Consider the following 18,015-nt stretch of genomic DNA (forward strand, 5'->3'; position numbering starts at 1 on the left):
GGATTATATTACATAAAAATAAAATGACCGGAATTAATCCAGCCATTACCTAATTTGAATATTATATTGTCTCATCCAATAATCAATTTGGCATAAGTGAGCAATTAATTGAGGCCCTTGCATTAATTGACCGTACCACGGTTCTTCAAACATGGAACCTTCAGAATCAACGAGCTTTTGTACTTGTTCTTTTGACATGACTTCAAACAATCGGCTATCTGGGTCTTGAAGAATGTCGCTCATCCATTTCATCACTAATTCTGTGTATTTAGGTTGGAATGTTTTAGGGTATGGATTCTTTTTACGATATAAAATGTCGTGTGGGAGAAGACCCTCCAACGCCTTACGTAATAAGCCTTTTTCTAAACCGCCTACGTTTTTCATCTCCCAAGGTACATTCCAAACATATTCGACTAAACGGTGATCGGCAAAAGGAACTCGAACCTCTAATGTCGCCCCCATACTCATCCGGTCTTTACGGTCTAAAAGTTGTGACATAAACCACTGCATATTGAGATAAAACATCTCGCGTCGCTTGTGATCTACTCTGTTTTCACCATCTAAATGAGGCGTTTCGCGAACCGTTTCTAAGTATCGTGCGTTAACATAGTCTTTTAAACTAAGTTTCGTTTGCCACTCTGGGCGTAGAAGCTTCTCCCGATATTCCAATGAACGAATCCATGGAAAATCGCTATCTCCATTCGATTCAGGATGATGAAACCAAGGATACCCTCCGAAAATCTCATCTGCACACTCACCCGACAGACTGACCGTTGTATCCTGTTTAATTTGCTTACAAAACCAAAGCAAGGAAGAATCAACATCTGCCATACCAGGTTGATCTCGTAATATAACGGATTCTTTTAAGGCTTCAAATAACTCATCTTCTTGAATGATGCAATCATGATGTTTAGTTTTAAACGTATCAGACATAATTTTTATAAAATCTCGATCTGAGGATGGTTGGAAAGTACTTTTTTCAAAATACTGTTCGTTTTGATCATAATCGATCGAATATGTTGGAAGCTGCCCTTTCTCATGTTGTTCAAAGTAATTAGCTGCGATTGCTGTAATAGCACTCGAATCAACGCCACCAGATAAGAACGTTGAGATTGGCACATCCGATACAAGTTGTCGCTCCACAGCGTCAACGAATAAATGTCTAACGTTTTCGATCGTGTCATCGAGGTTGTCAGTATGTGGCTCACTTTTGACATTCCAATATCGCCATAATCGTTTGCCTTGTTTAGATATCGTCATAGCGTGGCCCGGCCTTAACTCGCGTATATTCGAAAAGATACCGTGCCCCGGTGTTCTAGAAGGTCCTAAACCAAAAATCTCTGCTAAACCATCTCGATCAACAGCTGGCGTTATGTCTGGGTGGGCTAATATGGATTTTATTTCTGATCCAAAGATTAGCTTTCGACCGAATTCAGCGTAAAATAGAGGTTTTACCCCTAAACGATCCCGCGCGATAAATAAATGTTGTTTTCGGTCGTCCCAAATAGCAAATGCAAAGATGCCATTTAAATGGTCTAGACAGTCTAGACCCCAATGCACATAGGCGTTGAGTAGCACTTCAGTATCGCACGTCGTCCGAAAACGATATCCTCTTTTCATAAGTACACGTTTAATATCTTCTGTATTGTATAATTCTCCATTATATATAATGGTAAAAGAATGACCTGCATGCCGTATGACCATTGGTTGTTTGCCATTTTCGACATCAATAACAGCAAGTCGTCTATGACCAAATGCCACATGTTGATTGAAAAAATAACCTTCATCATCTGTTCCACGTTTGATTAATTGATTAGTCATTTGTTTGAGATTCTGTTCGTGTTCTCGATGGTTGATTCCGTCGAAATCTAGCCATCCAGTAATTCCACACATTAACTGCCAACTCCATTTCTAAAATTTCATTTATGGAGCATTATATGTAAGGAAGCCCAAATGTTGCTTCATCGAATCTTGATAGATTGTACATCAATTTATTGTTAAGATGAAAATATATGAAATACATAATAAAGTAGGTTTTGATATGGATCAACGTTCATCAAAAGCACAATTCGCTTCCATTTTAGGCATGGTTGCAAATTTATTACTTGCTATTATTAAAGGTGTTGCAGGTATATTTACCAACAGTAAAGCTCTCATTGCTGATGCCTTTCATTCCGCTTCAGACGTTGTGAGTTCGTTTGCCGTTTTAATTGGGATTCGAGCCGCTCAAAAGCCACCTGACCCTGAGCATCCATACGGCCACGGGAAAGCTGAAAATATCGCTACACTCATTGTTTCGATATTACTTTTTGTCGTAGGCTTTGAAATTCTAATGAATTCGATTCAATCTATTTGGAGTCAGGACAAGAACCAAACTAGTATAAACGCGTTATACGTTGTTATTTTTTCAATTGTGGTCAAAGAAGCACTCTTTCAATATAAAAACCGTCTCGGTAAGAAAATTAATAGTCCTGCGATTATTGCAGACGCCTGGCATCACCGTTCCGACGCCATATCTTCTGTGATCGCCCTTGCCGGAATAGGATTATCTATTCTTGGTCGCGAGTATAATATTACGGCTCTGCAATACTTCGATCCAATAGCTGGAAGCTTAATTGCCATTCTCGTTATGTGGATGGGATTTAAGTTAGGAAAAGATGCCGTACATGTGACATTAGAAACTGTTTTAAGTGATGAAGATACTCAAGATTTCTGGGATACGACCTTAACCGTTGATGGTGTTAAGAGGATTGATATGTTAAATGCTCGCTCACACGGGTCATACGTCATTATCGATGTTAAAATAAGCGTCGATCCACAAATAACCGTAGATGAAGGACATAGCATCGCAGCCCGAGTGAAGGAACACCTCATGGACGAACATGAAGAAGTTCAAGATGTTTATGTGCATGTGAATCCATATGAATAAATAAAAAATAAGCATTGAATGGCAAGAGCTATTCAATGCTTATTTATTGGGATTTCTTGATTATAATTTCAATTTCATCTTCGTGTTTTTTTAATAATTCATTTATTAATTGCTCTGCTTTTTCATCCATTTCTTTAGCTTCTTTTTCTGTTTCAGGTTCACCTAAATGCTCTTTAAAAAATTGATTTTGATATTCGCTTCTCTCATAACTTCTTCTTGTATATTCTTCATGGAATTCTTCCGGTTCCATTCCAAATTTTTCAGCCTGATCATCTGCAAAAGATCTGATTTCTTTACCTCTTTCAGTATCGACATCTTCAGACGGATATTGACCAAAAAATTCGACTGCCTCTTCAGCTCCTTCAGATACATCGATTCCCATATCCTTAGCTTCTTGAATCACTAATGTCTCACGAACATAATAATCGACAGCTTCCGGTAGATCTTCATCTTTTACTTCTGAGAAAAAGCGTATGTACCCAACTGTAATTTCTTCCCCTCTTACAACAGCTACAACATCATCGTGATCATAATTAGTAGAATCAGAGCAACCTACTACAAAACTTATGCTTATTAAAATCATAAAACAAATACTTTTATACATTATTTCACCCTTAAAACTATTATGTTTAAATTAGTACATTGAGTGGATTAAAAAGTTATATTGCTATTAAACATATTTTACCATAAATTCTAAAATAACGTTATACTTACAATAAAAATAGTAGTCCAATTAAGGGTACGGTTGTGTACCCTAAACTGAACTACTAACGTAAAATTTATTTCACTGCCTCTTTTTCCTGTTGTCTCAATTCAACCCGACGGATTTTACCTGAGGTTGTTTTCGGTAATTCCTCGATAAACTCAATTTTACGCGGATATTTATAAGGAGCAGTTAAGTGTTTGACGTGATCTTGCAACTCTTTCACAAAACCTTCTCGTTCTGAATCTACTCCCTTCTTCAACACAATAAACGCTTTAACGACTGTACCTCTTACTTCATCCGGACTGGCCACAACCGCGCATTCTTGAACATCTGAGTGTTTGACTAACGCATCTTCTACCTCAAACGGTCCAATCGTATAACCAGAGCTGATAATGATATCGTCACTGCGACCTTCAAACCAGAAGTAGCCGTCTTCATCTTTTTTCGCTTGGTCACCCGTTAAGTAGTAATCGTCACGGTAAGCAGCTTGTGTGCGTTCTGGGTCTTTATAGTATTCTCTAAATAATGCCGGCGTAGAACGATGAACAGCTATGTCACCAACTTCATCCACCCCAACCGGTTCACCATCTTCATTAACGATCTCAACTGTATTTCCAGGGGTCGGTTTACCCATTGACCCTGGACGTACTTCCATATCTTTCGTAATGCCTACTAATAGGGTATTTTCAGTTTGACCATAACCATCACGGACCGTGATATTAAAATAGCGGCGGAAAGTGTCAATTACTTCACGGTTTAACGGTTCACCTGCTGAGACAGCACTGTGCAAGTGAGACAGATCATATTGCTCTAAGCCGTCGACTTTTGCCATTAATCGATATTCGGTCGGTGTACAGCATAACGCATTCACCTTATAATCTTGTAATAACTGTAAGTACTTATTAGGGTCAAATTTGCCTTGATAAACTAAGCCTGTTGCACCGGACCCTAAGATTGATAAGAATGGGCTCCACAACCACTTCGCCCAGCCTGGTCCAGCAGTTGCCCATGCGACATCGCCTTCTTGTACGCCTAACCAGTTAGACGCGGACGTTTTTAAGTGCGCATAGCCCCAACCGTGCGTATGCACGACACCTTTCGGATTACCGGTCGTCCCCGATGTATAAGATAAGAATGCCATATCATCCCGCTTTGTATTCGCCAGATCAAATTCATTTGATTGACTTTCCATTAATTGATCTAACTGATACCAATCATCATGTTTGGCACCAAGGACGAATTTAAGCAGGTCATCAATTCGACTTACTTTTTCAATTTCATTGACATAAGGGTAATAACTTACAATCGCTTTGGCTTCACCATGCGACAAACGATAGTCAATATCTTTAGCCTTCAACATCTCAGAGCCTGGAATCACAACAAGCCCAGCTTTTAATGCCGCAATATAAATCTGGTAAGCCTCAATTAATCTCGGAACCATAATTAATACTTTATCGCCTTTTTCAAGTCCACTATTCACAAATACATTAGCAATTTTATTAGCATTTTTTACCATGTCCACATAACTAATACTTTGCTTTTGTCCTGCATCATCTTCCCAGAGAATCGCTGTCCTGTTTCCTTCTGACGCATATTTTTCAAATTCAGTTACAATATTGTACTGTTCAGGTGCAATTAATTCTTCTCTTTTCATTCGATCCCCTCCGGTCAATTAATTAACGCTTGTACGCGCATTATTATTGTATCAAATTTTCTGAATTATATAAATTATATGGCGTTAAAACAGGACTAACGGCACAGATTTTCGATTTGTTATGATAAAATGAAAAAAGAAGGAGCTGATTAAAATGAAAAAAGTCTATTCAACTGAACAAGCACCAGCAGCGATTGGACCTTATTCACAAGCTGTTGAAGTTGGTGGCATCGTTTATATCTCGGGACAGATTCCCTTAGATCCGTCGACTATGGAATTTGTCAGTGATGATGTCGCCGAGCAAACGAAACAAGTGATGAAAAATTTAGGTGCAATTCTTCAGGAAACAGGGCTTGATTACCAAAACATTGTAAAGACGACCATTTTGTTAGACTCAATGGCTGATTTTGCGACTGTAAATGACATTTATGCAAGTTTCTTAGACGAGCCATATCCAGCGAGAGCTGCATTTGAGGTAAGTCAATTACCTAAAGGAGCTAAAGTCGAAATCGAAGCTATAGCAACCAAAGCGTAGAGCCTGCCTCTGCGCTTTTTACTCTCAATTATTAAACTAAAATTCTAGCCAAATGAGAGAAAACATAGTATCATTAAAGATAGACTTTAGCATTTTGCCACGTTTTATCCTACTAAACTCTTATTTTCAATAACCCACCACAATTTATAATCATTTTAATTTACAAATTATTATCATTAAGTTAATATATATGATGTAATCATCTTAATGAGGAGGAATGATTCATGGCAGATTATAAAAACCGTCTGACCACTTCAAGCGGTGCTCCTGTCGGCGATAACCAAAACTCTATTACAGCCGGTGAGCGTGGCCCAGCATTAATTCAAGATGTACATTTATTAGAAAAACTTGCGCACTTTGATCGTGAGCGTATTCCAGAGCGTGTTGTTCACGCAAAAGGTGCTGGCGCTTTCGGATATTTCGAAGTGACAAATGATGAAATTTCGAAGTACACAAAAGCAGATTTCTTAAACGAAAAAGGTAAACGAACACCAATGTTCATCCGTTTTTCAACGGTTGCAGGTGAACTAGGTTCTGCAGATACATTGCGTGACCCTCGTGGTTTCGCAGTTAAATTTTACACGCAAGAAGGTAACTATGATTTAGTAGGGAACAATACGCCGATCTTCTTCATTCGTGATGCGATTAAATTCCCTGACTTTATCCATACACAAAAGCGTAATCCACAGACGAACTTAAAAGATAAGAATGCGGTTTGGGATTTCTGGAGTCATTCACCAGAATCACTTCACCAAGTAACTTACTTACACGGTGATCGTGGTATTCCAGCAACTTACCGTCACATGAACGGTTATGGAAGCCACACTTACAAATGGGTTAACGAAGAAGGCGAGGCTTTCTGGGTTAAATATCACTTTGTAAGCGACCAAGGTGTCAAAGGTATGGATGAAAAAGTAGCTGATGAGATAGCAGGTACAAATCCTGACTATCACACAGAGGACCTATTCAATTCTATTGAAAATGGTGACTATCCTTCTTGGACACTATACGTACAAATCATTCCATTTGAAGACTATAAAACTTACAAATGGGACATTTTTGACGTAACAAAAACGGTAAGCCAAAAAGATTACCCTCGTATCGAAGTTGGTAAGATGGTCTTAAACCGTAATCCAGAAAACTATTTTGCTGAAGTTGAGCAAGCAGCTCTATCTCCAGCACATCTAGTACCTGGAATCGAAGCATCACCAGATAAGATGTTACAAGGTCGCCTATTCTCTTATTCTGATACTCAGCGTTACCGTTTAGGCGTGAACCATGAACAGCTTCCTGTTAACCGTCCAGTAGTTGATATTAAGAACAACCAACGTGATGGTTACATGCAACAAGGTAACTATGGTACAAACATTAACTATGAACCTAACAGTTATAGTGAAGAACCAAAAGAAGACACTTCAAATAGAATTAATCCATTTGAAGTTGAAGGTGAAGCTGCACAAGTGCCTTATAATTCTAATGACCATTACACTCAAGCCGGTGACTTATATCGCCTAATGAGTGCTGATGAGAAGGACCGTTTAATCGAGGCTGTCGTTGGTCACTTAGGCCAGTGCACGATGGAAGAGGTTAAACTTCGCCAAATTGGTCATTTCTACAAAGCTGACGCTGAATATGGTGAGCGTGTTGCTGAAGGCCTAGGCCTACACGTACCTGAAGAAGTAAAAGCTTAATAAAGATTAATAATAAATCCAGCCGTGATTTCGGCTGGATTTTTTTATTAGAAAAACTTCTCCTCACTTAATGTCATATACATAGAATGATAATTATTTAGGAGGAGAACTATGAGACATCGGTACAATCCGAATGAACACATTCATCCTTATTACTATTACCCGTGGTATGACATTTACCGAAGTTACCAACCAACCACACAACGTCAAAACTACCCTGAGGTTGACCCAACGCAATTTAAAGAATCAGCGGCTGCATTCCAAGAACTACTTAATGATGCAAGTGAGCTATTAGGAAGACTTTCAGAGTCAGAGGAATTTGCTTTCGATGTCATGACAGCAGCACAAGAAGATGATTTAGAAGAAGTTAAACGCTTATTAGAATCAACTGGGATTCATAATGAAGTTGAGATTGATTATAACCCAGACGGGATAACGATGATGATGCAAACGGACGTCGAAGGTTTAGATTGTTGTCATTTAGAAATGGATTTGAGATGGTAAGTAAAAACAAGGTAAGAAGAGTTGTTTCTTACCTTGTTTTAGACCTTTATTAAAAACTTTTAGACCCTTATTGAGTATATTCAGACCAAGTTTTTGAATTATTGGCCGCGAATCTTGTCGAAACATAATCATTTTTTATAATTTCAGACCTTTTTTATCGGCTCACCTCAACTTTCCTAACCGTATAACCGTCCATTTCTTTTACTTCAAAATGTACATTCTGGTATTGAACCGTATCGCCCTGTTTTAAATCATGTTTCTCCGTTAACAGCCAGCCCCCTACCGTGTCGACATCCACCGCTTCAATGTCCAAGTCAAACCAATCATTGATCTCACTCACTAACGCGCGACCGTCAACAATATAGACATTTCGCTCGATCTCCACGAACATGACTTCTTCTTCCTCATCGAATTCATCTTGAATGTCACCGACAATCTCTTCTAAAATATCCTCTACCGTAACAATTCCTGATGTCCCTCCGTACTCGTCAACTAAAACAGCCATATGGATATGTTCAACTTGCATCTTCTTAAGTAATTCTTCTATTGGGATTGTTTCAATCACTCTAATAACTGGCCTAACAAATGGCTCAATTGTTTCATATTCAAAATCTTGTATATCTAAAAAATTCGTTAGCACGCGTTTCACATTAATCATTCCTACGATATGATCGTGATCTCCTTCTATTACTGGATAACGCGTAAAGGTCACATCCCGAACTCGATTTAAAAATTCCTGTATCGTTGCATCAATTTCAAATGCCTCTATTTGCATTCGTGGAACCATGATTTCTTTGGCCAATCGATTATCAAACTCAAAAATCCGATTCACGTATTTATATTCCGCCTGATTAATTTCACCACTCTGATAGCTTTCAGAGAGAATAATACGCAATTCTTCTTCAGAATGTGCAATTTCATGTTCAGATGCGGGAGAAACGCCAAACATACGTGTTAGCAATCTTGCAGATCCATTTAATAGCCAAATGAATGGAAACATTAATCGGTAGAACCAAATTAATGGACGCGCTGTAAAGAGAGCTACTTTTTCGGTTAGTTGAATCGCAAACGTCTTCGGAGCAAGCTCACCAATCACAACGTGTAAAAACGTAATGATAATAAAAGCAAAAATAAACGACAAAAAGTGTGATAGTGACGTCGGAATTTCGATGTAATGAAAAACAGGTCTAAGTAATCGTTCAACGGTTGGCTCACCAATCCAACCTAAACCTAGTGCTGTAATGGTGATCCCAAGCTGACAAGCTGATAAATAAGCGTCTAACTCATCCACTATTTTTTGAGTTGCAATAGCACGTTTATCGCCCTGTTCAACTAAGTGTTCGACTTTACTACTTCTCACCTTCACAATTGCGAACTCCGATGCTACAAAAAAAGCCGTTAAGGCGATTAATAATATGATTAAAAGAATATATCCGATCGTCTCTCCAGTCATACCTGTCACTCTCCTGCTGTCTTCACCACTAGCTTTCCCTATAATTGTTTCCTTTATCAACCAAATGATGTGATATACTTTTAGTAATATGATTTAAGAAAGGTGGTTTTAATATGAGTCAAGTTCAGGAAATGAAAGACGTTTTGTATCATGAAATGGAAGTTGCGATTCGTTCTACGCAAAATTTATTGATGAAAGTATTTGAGGATCACTGGACTTATCAACCGCAGGAAAACATGCGAACACTTAAGGAGTTAGCCACGCACCTTGTATCGATCCCTGCGATTGATTTATACATTATGCAAGAAGAATCTCACGAAACGATACAACAACTAGAGGCTAAATATGAGGCATTAACTACAGCGGATGACATGTGCGTAGCATTTGAAGATGGTTATAATAAATTAAAAGAATATATGAATACACTATCAGACGATGATTTTTTACATAAAACAACGAAAGCATTCTATATGGAGAAGGGGCAAAGTCAGGCGCAATGGCTTATGGAAGTGATGACTCATATGTTCCACCATCGCGCTCAATTGTTCAATTATTTAAAGCAATTAGAATATGATGTTAGTATGTTCGACTTATACGTATAAGAGGGATTAGTCTATGATTTACTTATTTATTTTAGTGGGTTTTTTCGTCGTATCCATTTTAATTCACTACATTCAAAATGGATTAAATGTCAAACGAGATTATAATGTCTCAATCTTTGGGGGCATTTTAGTATTAAGTATTTTTGCTTTTATCATTGGGTACTTTTTTGACTTTAAGTACCATTTATTTTTCATGGGTTACGGGACGCTATTTTTCATCGGATCTTTAATTAGCCTTGCGGTGTCATATTGGTATAATCACTTAAGCTAAAACCCACTGTAAGAATCACGATGGAAACGGCCGTTTGCTTGATACAAGTATTTCTCAGGGACAGCCTGTTCAATTAACGGAAAAAGTTCGCGCTCTTCTAACCTGATGTGTTGATCTAAAATTTCGCCAAGTTCTCGCATTTTTTCATGTTGAGTCACACCTTTTTCTCGAAGGTCGTAAATGAGACTGCGAATTTGAACATGTTGATAAAGCATTTCTTTAACTAAATCAACTTCTACAGAATCAGCATGTTCTAGATACAACGGAACTAAGACCTCTTCTTCATCACGAAAATGATCGCGGCCATCGTTCTCCCAAAAATCTATCATGTCACGTACAAGCTGCTTAAACGTTTTATCACTTTTTTCAGTCCCTGACCGCTTCATCTCCAATGCCATGACTAGCGCATGATGATGGTGATGTGATAGCGGATTCAACGCTTCGTGTCGCTTCATCCAACCACTCCTTTCTTAAAGGTTATAGGACTGACTCAAAATGAGCCAGTCCTTAAGAGAATTTAGCTTACAACTAGTGTCGTAACCATATCTGCATGACCTGGGCCACACATGATACTACAGCGAATCGTATATTCACCTGGTTCTAGATTAACCGTTTTAGAGCCGTCTCCGTCAATTTCAAAACCAGATACACCATCAATTGTAATTCCGTGCATACCTTCTACGTTCTTAAGTTCAACCGTCACATCGCCAGATTCTGCTTGATACTCATCTTGATTAAACTCAAAATTTGAGGCTTCTAATGTTATTTTATTCGAAGGATCCGCTTGTGTATGATTTTCTTCATTCGACCCTTCATCTCCTCCACAAGCTGCTAAAAACATTATAAACACCACTAGCATCCCCAATAACCATTTCTTCATGTTCATCATCTCCCATTTATATTTTTAAGCGCCTACCAGAACTTAAATCCTTTTGATCCTGGTGGGGCGTTTTGAATAATATCAATAATTGGAATGGTGTAGGCAAATAAGATTAACGCAAAGGCTATTCCTATCCAGACCTTCCAATTTTCTAAAATCGCTGGTGGTTGAATAGATTCATCCGCTTCTTCGCCGATCGGAAATTCTTCCTGACCTTTTGGCGCAAAGAATGATAGATTAATCATTAGTGTTAAGTAAAGAATTAGTGAGATGAATAATAGTGATCCACCAACTGCCATGGCTGTTTCATAAGCTCCCCAGCTGGTTGCGACTGAGTGATCAAAATACGTTGTCACTTGAGTTCTTCTTGGATTTCCAAGTAACCCTGAGAAGTGCATTGCACCAGACATAATCAACATGCCGACAACCCAAAGGACAGATTGATAAATGGCTAATCCATTTAATTGTTTGGTTAGTACCCTTCCTTTTAGATGCGGTATTAACCAGTAACTAATTCCGAAAAATGTTAAGGCTACTGTTGCACCAATCGTTAAATGAAAATGCCCTGTGACCCATATGGTATTATGAACAACCTGGTTCATTTGGTTACTGGCATTGATAATGCCACCTGCTCCTGCTGGTATGAAAATAGCCATTCCCATAAATGGAGCTAAAAATCGAACATCTTTCCATGGAAGTTTTTTAACCCAACCGAAAAGCCCTTTTCCACCTAAACTTCGACCCCTCATTTCAAACGTTGCAAATAAGGCGAAAGCAGTCATGAGTGATGGAATGATCACCGCAAATGTTAAGACAACTTGGATAAACTTCCATTCGTGACTAATACCTGGCTCAAGTAATTGGTGGTGGAACCCAACTGGTATTGAAAATAGAATAAAGAGCAAGAATGCTAAACGTGCTAAAGAGTCACTAAAGATTTTTCCTCCGATAATCTTTGGAACAATCACATACCATGCCATGTATGCCGGTAATAACCAGAAATACACGAGTGGGTGCCCAAAGTACCAGAATAACGTACGGCTTAAGGCGATATTGATCTCATCCACCCATCCAATTGACCATGGTATAAACTGTAGAACAACCGTTGCGACGACTCCAATGGTTGCGATTAACCAAAGGACTAATGTGGCAACTGCCATAAAGACAATAAGCGGACTTTTTTCACCTTTATGTTGTTTACGCCAATCATTATATTGTTTAATAATTGCAAACGATCCAAAGTACGTACCGACGATAATTAATGCTAAAGCAATATAAAACAGAGGATGTGCCTCAAGTGGTGCGTAAAATGTATAGAGAACTGTTGCTTCCCCTAACATAATAATGATGACACCTAAAACCATTCCGACAGTCATCATCCAAAAACCAATCCAGGCTGCACGTCGCTTGCCACAACTGAGTTCACCTGTGGTTCTTACGACACTTGCATATAGAAATCCAAAGATGAAAAATGTCGTAAAAACAATCGCCATCAAGACACCGTGAGCGGTTAAGATTTGATAATAATTTAAAGAAGATGGTAATGTAATCATTTCACTTCTGACTAAGGTTTGTAGTAATCCAAATAATCCACCAATAGCAATGGCTGTAAATGCGATGTAAAAATGCGCCATACTCAAACGACTATCTAACTTGTTCATTTACTTCACCTCCAAAGAAGCACTCATCATGTGGTGACCAACCCCGCAATATTCATTGCAGAGAATGAGGTATTCACCTTTTTCATTAAACTTATAGGTCATGGAATTCACATGCCCTGGCGTTACCATCATATTGACGCGTGTTCCTGCTATTTCAAATCCGTGAACGACGTCAACGGAGGTTACGATGAATTTGACGGTAGCCCCTTGTGGAATTTCAATTTCATGGGGTGTGAAACCAAATGACTCGAGAACCATGACTAATTCGTATTCATTATCACCAATTTGTTTTAAACCTGGTTCATCAAATGGTTCTGTTTCGTGAACTTTTTCAGGATCAAGTTTTGTTAAATCACTAGGTGGTGCATGACCTGATGCAAATGCTTGGTAGCCTACAGTGGATAAAAAGGCAATTAATGTTACAACTCCAATGATTAACCAAACCTTCTCAAGCTTGTGCATATGCATTTAAACCCCTCCTTTGGTTTATCTCGTAATAAAAAGATAATAAATCGACAACCAAGACCCCACTATGAATGCGCCGACGATTAAAACCGATATAAATGCTCCATACAACTTCTCTTCACTTTGCTTCTGGCGTTTCATTGGCAGCCCTCCTTATCTCTTTTTCTACTTTTATTGTATTGGTAACTTCTTCTAAACTTTGTGATTTAAATCACAAAGTTAGATGTTTTTGTTGACGAAAATGTGAAGTATTTCACAAATAGAAATTAAAAATAACACCTGACATTCGCCAGGCGTTATTGATTCCAATATTGGTTTAATTTTTCAACGTCTAAGATATGTATTTCTTTACGATTATAGTCCATAACATTTTCTTTTTTTAGCCGGTTAAAGGCTCGGTTAACGGTTTCGCGTGACACACCGATCATACTAGCTAGTTCAGCATTTGTGATCGGCAATTGTAAATAAATCTCCCCTGTTGATTTTTTTATGCCTAACTCATTCGTAAACCGAATGAGCATCATCACAATTCGATGGAACACATCTTGTGATTGAATAGCCTGAAGCCTGTCTTGTAAGTCTAGTAACTTCTCGCCTATGACTTTCATTACCTTAATCGCCATGTTTGGTTTTTCTAATAACAGTAACTCAAACTCGTCAATTGGAACAGATACGATTTTTGCTTCTGTTAAAGTTATAGCCGTTGCTGGATTAGGGGTTTCATCAAAAAATCCGACATGCGGAAACATTTCATCTGAATGTAGGATATTAATGATTTGCTCATCACCTTCTGAACTAACTTTAAAAATTTTCACAAGTCCTGACCGAATAAAGTATACCGAATGACGTGGTGCATTCTGATGAAATAAAATCTCTCCTTGGTCTATGTCTCGCTCTAAAGAAATATTTCTCAATCTTTGTAACTCATCATGACTTAAATCACGAAAAATCGGAAATTGTCCAAAAAACGACTCTGATTGGAACATTAGCTACCCCCCCTTATCGTTTTAGTTTCTTTAGTTGCATTAACCAATCGAATCGCGTCGGTAGGCTCCAACTGTAAATGACAGACAACATTCTTAATACAACAATACAAATGATTAAAACGATAAATTGCCACATGGTATCAGCGATTCCGAATCCAATGGCTAAGGCACCAAAAACTGCCCACAGTGCATAGATTTCTTGATGAAGAACGAGTGGCTTCCGACTCGCAAGTAAGTCTCGGATCATACCGCCCCCTGTACCAGTCAGAACACCTGCAACAATTATGGCACTCAGTGGGTAACCGGCCATTTTAGCGAAAAGTGCACCTTGTACAGCAAACGATGCGAGGCCAATCGCATCAAAGAAGACTCCCCAAAGTCTCTTAAACCCAAGCACCCAATGGAACGGGATAAAAAAGATAAGTGTCATTGTGATAAATGCGATGGTGAATAACATATTTTGATTCCAAATATCTGAAATCGGCAAACCAAGTAAAACGTGACGAATAATACCGCCACCAAACGCCGTTACAAACCCCAATAAATAAACACCAAATAAATCATATTCTTCTTCTAACGCCACGATGGCTCCACTAATCGCAAAAGCCATCGTCCCGATAATGTTTAATATATCCCACGTCACGCCATCACCCCCATTTACATCACAATTATCATAACAAAATTTGGCTCGGAAATGATAGGTAAATAAAAAATAACCCGCAGTAAGCGAGTTATGAACCTTTTAACATTTTTCTCATCGTATTTATGTTCGTTAAATGCATCGCTTCATGTGCTGTAAAAAATTCAAGCGCTTCAGCTACTGTTTTCATCCCTATAAAGTCCTCGGGGAGTGGCTGATCTAACTTTCCTAACACTCGGGCTTCAAGCTCTTCCGATTGCTTTTGTAGTTGTTTTAAAATATCTTCTTTATTTGGTGGGGTATCAGTCCAATCTTCAGGACTTGTCCCACGATCAAAGTAATCCAAATATACTTGTGGAAGTGTTGTCTCTTCATTTAAGACCCAAGCTAACTTGGAATCTAAGTTTGCCACGAGATGCCCTGCATTCCACCTAATATTATTACGAAATGGCTCTGGTATTTCGTCAAAACGCTCCTCAGGAATCTTCTCAACGAGCCCAACCACCCAACTTCGCCAAGTTTTAAAGTGTTGAAGTATAGCTTCTTCTGTTAAAACTGCTTTTTCAGTCATTTCAATTTCCCCCTCTCATTATAATTTTTCTATAAAAAGCACAAATCTCCTGCTAGTTGAATTTTTGTGCTAAGTTATTTGATTTATGCGCTACTTTTTCTCATATATGCGCCGCTTTTTCGGATTTATGCGACTCGAAACTTGTCGAACGTTACTAAATTTCAAATTTATGCGCCCTTTTTGGGTGCTTTATGCGGTCTTTTCATTAAAAGAGACTGAACAAATTGCATTTGTCCAGTCTCTTTGAATTTAATCTAAGATTCGATTGTTTTCATCGACATTACTGACACGGTTCTCTTCACGAGCTTCATATTTGGAAACGAAGCCATCACCTCTACATACAGTGCAGGTGTAATGCCATTCTTCGTCGTCCATTAAAAGGCCGCTACCTTCACAAGCTTTACATCGGTGTTCTTGAGATCCCATTTAAACCCCACTTTCTTGTTTGTTCTTAATCCAATTAATCACTCCACCTTCTAGTATTATGTCCAGATGACGGCTTGTTAAACTGTGTTTAACTTTAATTTTTTCATCTTTACCTTTAATACCGACTTCAAATTCGTTTCCGTTTTGAATCTTGTCACGAACATTTTCGAACTCTAAAACATCACCTGATTCTAGTTTGTCAAAATCACTTTCGTCCGCAAATGTTAGTGGTAACACACCGAAGTTAATTAAGTTTTGTAAATGAATACGAGCAAAGTCTTTTACAATAACGGCTTTTAATCCTAAATAACGTGGGGCTAAAGCAGCGTGTTCACGGGATGAACCTTGACCGTAGTTATAGCCACCAACTAGCGAATGACCGCCTTCATCACGCTGTTTCATTGCACGTTCATAATACGTGTCATCTACAATTTCAAACGTGAATGTACTAATCTTTTGTAAATTACTACGGTATGGAAGTACGCGTGAACCACCAGCTAAAATTTCATCAGTTGAAATGTTATCACCCATTTTAAGTAACACTGGAACCTCAAAACTGTCTTCAATTGGTGCTAATTCAGGGATTGAGCTAATATTCGGCCCTTTTTCTAACCCCACATTTAACCCTTCAGCAGGATCAATTGGTTCTTCTAGCATGCCTTTATTTTTCTCAAAATCAATTTTCGGCTCTTTAATCGATGGGTAATTCATTTCTAGTGTCCTTGGATCTGTAATCACACCTGTTAACGCTGAAGCTGCTGCCGTTTCCGGACTACACAAAAAGACGCTATCCTCTTTCGTACCCGAGCGTCCAGGGAAGTTACGTGGCGTCGTTCTTAAACTATTTCGGCCTGAAGCAGGTGCCTGCCCCATACCTATGCATCCGTTACAACCTGCTTGGTGCAGTCGAGCTCCAGAACCTAATAGACTTGCGATATGACCTTCATCAACTAACTGGGTTAAGATTTGGCGTGATGATGGGTTAATGTCGAATGACACACCATTGGCAATGCTTTTACCTTTAACAATCTCAGCTGCAATCGCAAAATCACGATAGCCAGGGTTTGCTGAAGATCCTACATAAGATTGATAAATGGTTTCGCCAGCAACTTCGCTTACTGGAACAACATTTCCTGGGCTTGATGGCTTCGCGATTAATGGTTCAAGCTCAGATAAGTCAATTTCTTCATGAAGATCGTAAGTCGCTCCACGGTCAGCTGAAATTTCTTGCCAGTCTTCCTCACGACCTTGTTCCTTTAAGAAGCGCTTAACCTCTTTATCCGACGGGAACACAGTCGCTGTGGCACCTAATTCAGCCCCCATATTCGCAATGACGTGACGATCCATAGCAGAGAGATTCTTTACGCCTGGACCATAGTACTCAATGATCTTGCCCACGCCGCCTTTAACATCGTGACGACGAAGCATTTCTAGAATGACATCTTTAGCACTAACCCAATCTGGTAACTTGCCTGTTAATTTAACACCCCAAACTTGCGGCATTTTCACATAAAAAGGCTCACCAGCTATAGCCATTGCAACATCGATACCACCAGCACCCATTGCTAACATGCCCATACAACCGTTAGCACATGTGTGACTGTCTGAACCTAATAATGTTCTTCCTGGTCTAGCTAGCCTCTGCATATGAACAGGGTGGCTTACCCCATTACCAGGTCGACTAAAATACATACCGAATTTTTTAGCTGCGCTGCGCAAGAACAAGTGATCATCTGGGTTACGATGGTCATCCTGAATCAAGTTATGGTCCACATACTGAGCAGAAGCCTCAGTTTGTGCTTGCTTTACGTTCATCGCTTCTAACTCAAGCATGACCATAGTACCTGTTGCATCTTGCGTTAAGGTTTGATCAATCTTCAAGCCAATCTCTGTACCTGGTTCCATTTCACCTGAAACTAAATGCTCTTTAATTAATTTCTGAGCTACGTTTAATTTCATTTTAAAACCCCTTTCCAAATGTCCGTACATATCCACGTTATATTATACGTTTCTATGTAAAATTTACCCTAAAAACTGTCTA

At 38.9% G+C, this 18,015-nt stretch carries 20 protein-coding genes; 6 read left to right on the forward strand and 14 right to left on the reverse strand.

The annotated features are described in order from the left end of the window. Window positions 1–45 precede the first annotated feature (45 nt). Window positions 46–1,893, reverse strand: a complete 1,848-nt coding sequence (gene asnB, locus EDC24_RS08370; protein ID WP_124221618.1) for an asparagine synthase (glutamine-hydrolyzing) — start codon at window positions 1,891–1,893, stop codon at window positions 46–48. Between the two features lie 148 nt (window positions 1,894–2,041). On the opposite strand from asnB, the gene EDC24_RS08375 reads away from it, so the two are divergent. Beyond that, window positions 2,042–2,929: a cation diffusion facilitator family transporter gene (locus EDC24_RS08375; protein WP_124221619.1), complete on the forward strand. Its 888-nt coding sequence runs from the start codon at window positions 2,042–2,044 to the stop codon at window positions 2,927–2,929. A 43-nt stretch (window positions 2,930–2,972) separates the two neighbouring features. Here EDC24_RS08375 and EDC24_RS08380 read toward each other — a convergent pair whose 3' ends face one another. Beyond that, window positions 2,973–3,512, reverse strand: coding sequence for a SurA N-terminal domain-containing protein (locus tag EDC24_RS08380; RefSeq protein ID WP_170158518.1), 540 nt, complete (start codon window positions 3,510–3,512; stop codon window positions 2,973–2,975). Window positions 3,513–3,708: 196 nt separating this feature from the next. Continuing rightward, complete coding sequence (gene mbcS, locus EDC24_RS08385; RefSeq protein WP_124221623.1) at window positions 3,709–5,289, reverse strand: acyl-CoA synthetase MbcS; 1,581 nt, start codon at window positions 5,287–5,289, stop codon at window positions 3,709–3,711. Window positions 5,290–5,443: 154 nt separating this feature from the next. Here mbcS and EDC24_RS08390 point away from each other — a divergent pair, with 154 nt between their 5' ends. The 3 genes from EDC24_RS08390 (at window position 5,444) to EDC24_RS08400 (ending at window position 8,019) form a co-directional block, all read left to right on the forward strand. Further along, complete coding sequence (locus EDC24_RS08390; RefSeq protein ID WP_124221625.1) at window positions 5,444–5,824, forward strand: RidA family protein; 381 nt, start codon at window positions 5,444–5,446, stop codon at window positions 5,822–5,824. Window positions 5,825–6,048: 224 nt separating this feature from the next. After that, on the forward strand, window positions 6,049–7,515 hold the full coding sequence (locus EDC24_RS08395) for a catalase (RefSeq protein WP_124221627.1): 1,467 nt from the start codon (window positions 6,049–6,051) through the stop codon (window positions 7,513–7,515). Window positions 7,516–7,626: 111 nt separating this feature from the next. After that, window positions 7,627–8,019: a YuzC family spore coat inner layer protein gene (locus EDC24_RS08400; RefSeq protein ID WP_124221629.1), complete on the forward strand. Its 393-nt coding sequence runs from the start codon at window positions 7,627–7,629 to the stop codon at window positions 8,017–8,019. 154 nt (window positions 8,020–8,173) lie between these two features. On the opposite strand, the gene EDC24_RS08405 is transcribed toward EDC24_RS08400, so the two are convergent. Then, window positions 8,174–9,472 carry a hemolysin family protein gene (locus EDC24_RS08405; RefSeq protein WP_124221631.1) on the reverse strand — a complete coding sequence of 433 codons (1,299 nt, stop codon included), beginning with the start codon at window positions 9,470–9,472 and terminating at the stop codon, window positions 8,174–8,176. 113 nt (window positions 9,473–9,585) lie between these two features. Here EDC24_RS08405 and EDC24_RS08410 point away from each other — a divergent pair, with 113 nt between their 5' ends. Together EDC24_RS08410 and EDC24_RS08415 are read left to right on the forward strand one after the other, a co-directional pair. Next, window positions 9,586–10,074: a DinB family protein gene (locus EDC24_RS08410; RefSeq protein ID WP_124221633.1), complete on the forward strand. Its 489-nt coding sequence runs from the start codon at window positions 9,586–9,588 to the stop codon at window positions 10,072–10,074. A 13-nt stretch (window positions 10,075–10,087) separates the two neighbouring features. Next, window positions 10,088–10,345 carry a hypothetical protein gene (locus EDC24_RS08415; RefSeq protein WP_124221635.1) on the forward strand — a complete coding sequence of 86 codons (258 nt, stop codon included), beginning with the start codon at window positions 10,088–10,090 and terminating at the stop codon, window positions 10,343–10,345. On the opposite strand, the gene EDC24_RS08420 is transcribed toward EDC24_RS08415, so the two are convergent. The 10 genes from EDC24_RS08420 to EDC24_RS08455 all read right to left on the reverse strand — a co-directional run bounded on the left by EDC24_RS08420 (window position 10,342) and on the right by EDC24_RS08455 (window position 17,933). After that, a complete protein-coding gene (locus tag EDC24_RS08420; protein ID WP_124221637.1) occupies window positions 10,342–10,800 on the reverse strand; it encodes a hemerythrin domain-containing protein in 459 nt (152 codons plus the stop codon). The genes EDC24_RS08415 and EDC24_RS08420 overlap by 4 nt on opposite strands. 62 nt (window positions 10,801–10,862) lie before the next feature. After that, a complete protein-coding gene (locus tag EDC24_RS08425) occupies window positions 10,863–11,225 on the reverse strand; it encodes a cupredoxin domain-containing protein (protein WP_124221639.1) in 363 nt (120 codons plus the stop codon). Between the two features lie 32 nt (window positions 11,226–11,257). After that, window positions 11,258–12,886 (reverse strand): b(o/a)3-type cytochrome-c oxidase subunit 1, encoded by a 1,629-nt coding sequence (locus EDC24_RS08430; RefSeq protein ID WP_211342358.1) that lies wholly within the window; start codon window positions 12,884–12,886, stop codon window positions 11,258–11,260. Continuing rightward, window positions 12,887–13,354: a cytochrome c oxidase subunit II gene (locus EDC24_RS15270; protein WP_211342359.1), complete on the reverse strand. Its 468-nt coding sequence runs from the start codon at window positions 13,352–13,354 to the stop codon at window positions 12,887–12,889. An 18-nt stretch (window positions 13,355–13,372) separates the two neighbouring features. Continuing rightward, entirely contained in the window at window positions 13,373–13,492 is a 120-nt protein-coding gene (locus EDC24_RS08435) for a cytochrome c oxidase subunit 2A (RefSeq protein WP_124221640.1), read from the reverse strand. A gap of 155 nt (window positions 13,493–13,647) precedes the next feature. After that, window positions 13,648–14,337 carry a Crp/Fnr family transcriptional regulator gene (locus EDC24_RS08440; RefSeq protein WP_124221641.1) on the reverse strand — a complete coding sequence of 230 codons (690 nt, stop codon included), beginning with the start codon at window positions 14,335–14,337 and terminating at the stop codon, window positions 13,648–13,650. Window positions 14,338–14,350: 13 nt separating this feature from the next. After that, complete coding sequence (locus tag EDC24_RS08445) at window positions 14,351–14,980, reverse strand: trimeric intracellular cation channel family protein (RefSeq protein ID WP_124221642.1); 630 nt, start codon at window positions 14,978–14,980, stop codon at window positions 14,351–14,353. Between the two features lie 88 nt (window positions 14,981–15,068). Further along, on the reverse strand, window positions 15,069–15,548 hold the full coding sequence (locus tag EDC24_RS08450) for a DinB family protein (RefSeq protein ID WP_124221643.1): 480 nt from the start codon (window positions 15,546–15,548) through the stop codon (window positions 15,069–15,071). A 249-nt stretch (window positions 15,549–15,797) separates the two neighbouring features. Then, window positions 15,798–15,974, reverse strand: coding sequence for a DnaJ-like cysteine-rich domain-containing protein (locus EDC24_RS15160; protein ID WP_170158519.1), 177 nt, complete (start codon window positions 15,972–15,974; stop codon window positions 15,798–15,800). Further along, the gene (locus EDC24_RS08455; protein WP_124221644.1) at window positions 15,975–17,933 is read right to left on the reverse strand and encodes an aconitate hydratase; all 1,959 of its coding nucleotides are present in this window, start codon (window positions 17,931–17,933) and stop codon (window positions 15,975–15,977) included. Window positions 17,934–18,015: the final 82 nt, after the last annotated feature.

This window comes from Aquisalibacillus elongatus (assembly GCF_003843875.1).
In the GTDB taxonomy this organism is placed as follows: Bacteria; Bacillota; Bacilli; order Bacillales; family Alkalibacillaceae; genus Aquisalibacillus; species Aquisalibacillus elongatus.

Bases quoted from the DNA above. Each gene is read 5' to 3' on its own strand.
- asnB (WP_124221618.1), bottom strand. From the start codon at position 1,893: ATGTGTGGAATTACTGGATGGCTAGATTTCGACGGAATCAACCATCGA.
- EDC24_RS08375 (WP_124221619.1), top strand. From the start codon at position 2,042: ATGGATCAACGTTCATCAAAAGCACAATTCGCTTCCATTTTAGGCATG.
- EDC24_RS08380 (WP_170158518.1), bottom strand. From the start codon at position 3,512: ATGATTTTAATAAGCATAAGTTTTGTAGTAGGTTGCTCTGATTCTACT.
- mbcS (WP_124221623.1), bottom strand. From the start codon at position 5,289: ATGAAAAGAGAAGAATTAATTGCACCTGAACAGTACAATATTGTAACT.
- EDC24_RS08390 (WP_124221625.1), top strand. From the start codon at position 5,444: ATGAAAAAAGTCTATTCAACTGAACAAGCACCAGCAGCGATTGGACCT.
- EDC24_RS08395 (WP_124221627.1), top strand. From the start codon at position 6,049: ATGGCAGATTATAAAAACCGTCTGACCACTTCAAGCGGTGCTCCTGTC.
- EDC24_RS08400 (WP_124221629.1), top strand. From the start codon at position 7,627: ATGAGACATCGGTACAATCCGAATGAACACATTCATCCTTATTACTAT.
- EDC24_RS08405 (WP_124221631.1), bottom strand. From the start codon at position 9,472: ATGACTGGAGAGACGATCGGATATATTCTTTTAATCATATTATTAATC.
- EDC24_RS08410 (WP_124221633.1), top strand. From the start codon at position 9,586: ATGAGTCAAGTTCAGGAAATGAAAGACGTTTTGTATCATGAAATGGAA.
- EDC24_RS08415 (WP_124221635.1), top strand. From the start codon at position 10,088: ATGATTTACTTATTTATTTTAGTGGGTTTTTTCGTCGTATCCATTTTA.
- EDC24_RS08420 (WP_124221637.1), bottom strand. From the start codon at position 10,800: ATGAAGCGACACGAAGCGTTGAATCCGCTATCACATCACCATCATCAT.
- EDC24_RS08425 (WP_124221639.1), bottom strand. From the start codon at position 11,225: ATGAAGAAATGGTTATTGGGGATGCTAGTGGTGTTTATAATGTTTTTA.
- EDC24_RS08430 (WP_211342358.1), bottom strand. From the start codon at position 12,886: ATGAACAAGTTAGATAGTCGTTTGAGTATGGCGCATTTTTACATCGCA.
- EDC24_RS15270 (WP_211342359.1), bottom strand. From the start codon at position 13,354: ATGCATATGCACAAGCTTGAGAAGGTTTGGTTAATCATTGGAGTTGTA.
- EDC24_RS08435 (WP_124221640.1), bottom strand. From the start codon at position 13,492: ATGAAACGCCAGAAGCAAAGTGAAGAGAAGTTGTATGGAGCATTTATA.
- EDC24_RS08440 (WP_124221641.1), bottom strand. From the start codon at position 14,337: ATGTTCCAATCAGAGTCGTTTTTTGGACAATTTCCGATTTTTCGTGAT.
- EDC24_RS08450 (WP_124221643.1), bottom strand. From the start codon at position 15,548: ATGACTGAAAAAGCAGTTTTAACAGAAGAAGCTATACTTCAACACTTT.
- EDC24_RS15160 (WP_170158519.1), bottom strand. From the start codon at position 15,974: ATGGGATCTCAAGAACACCGATGTAAAGCTTGTGAAGGTAGCGGCCTT.
- EDC24_RS08455 (WP_124221644.1), bottom strand. From the start codon at position 17,933: ATGAAATTAAACGTAGCTCAGAAATTAATTAAAGAGCATTTAGTTTCA.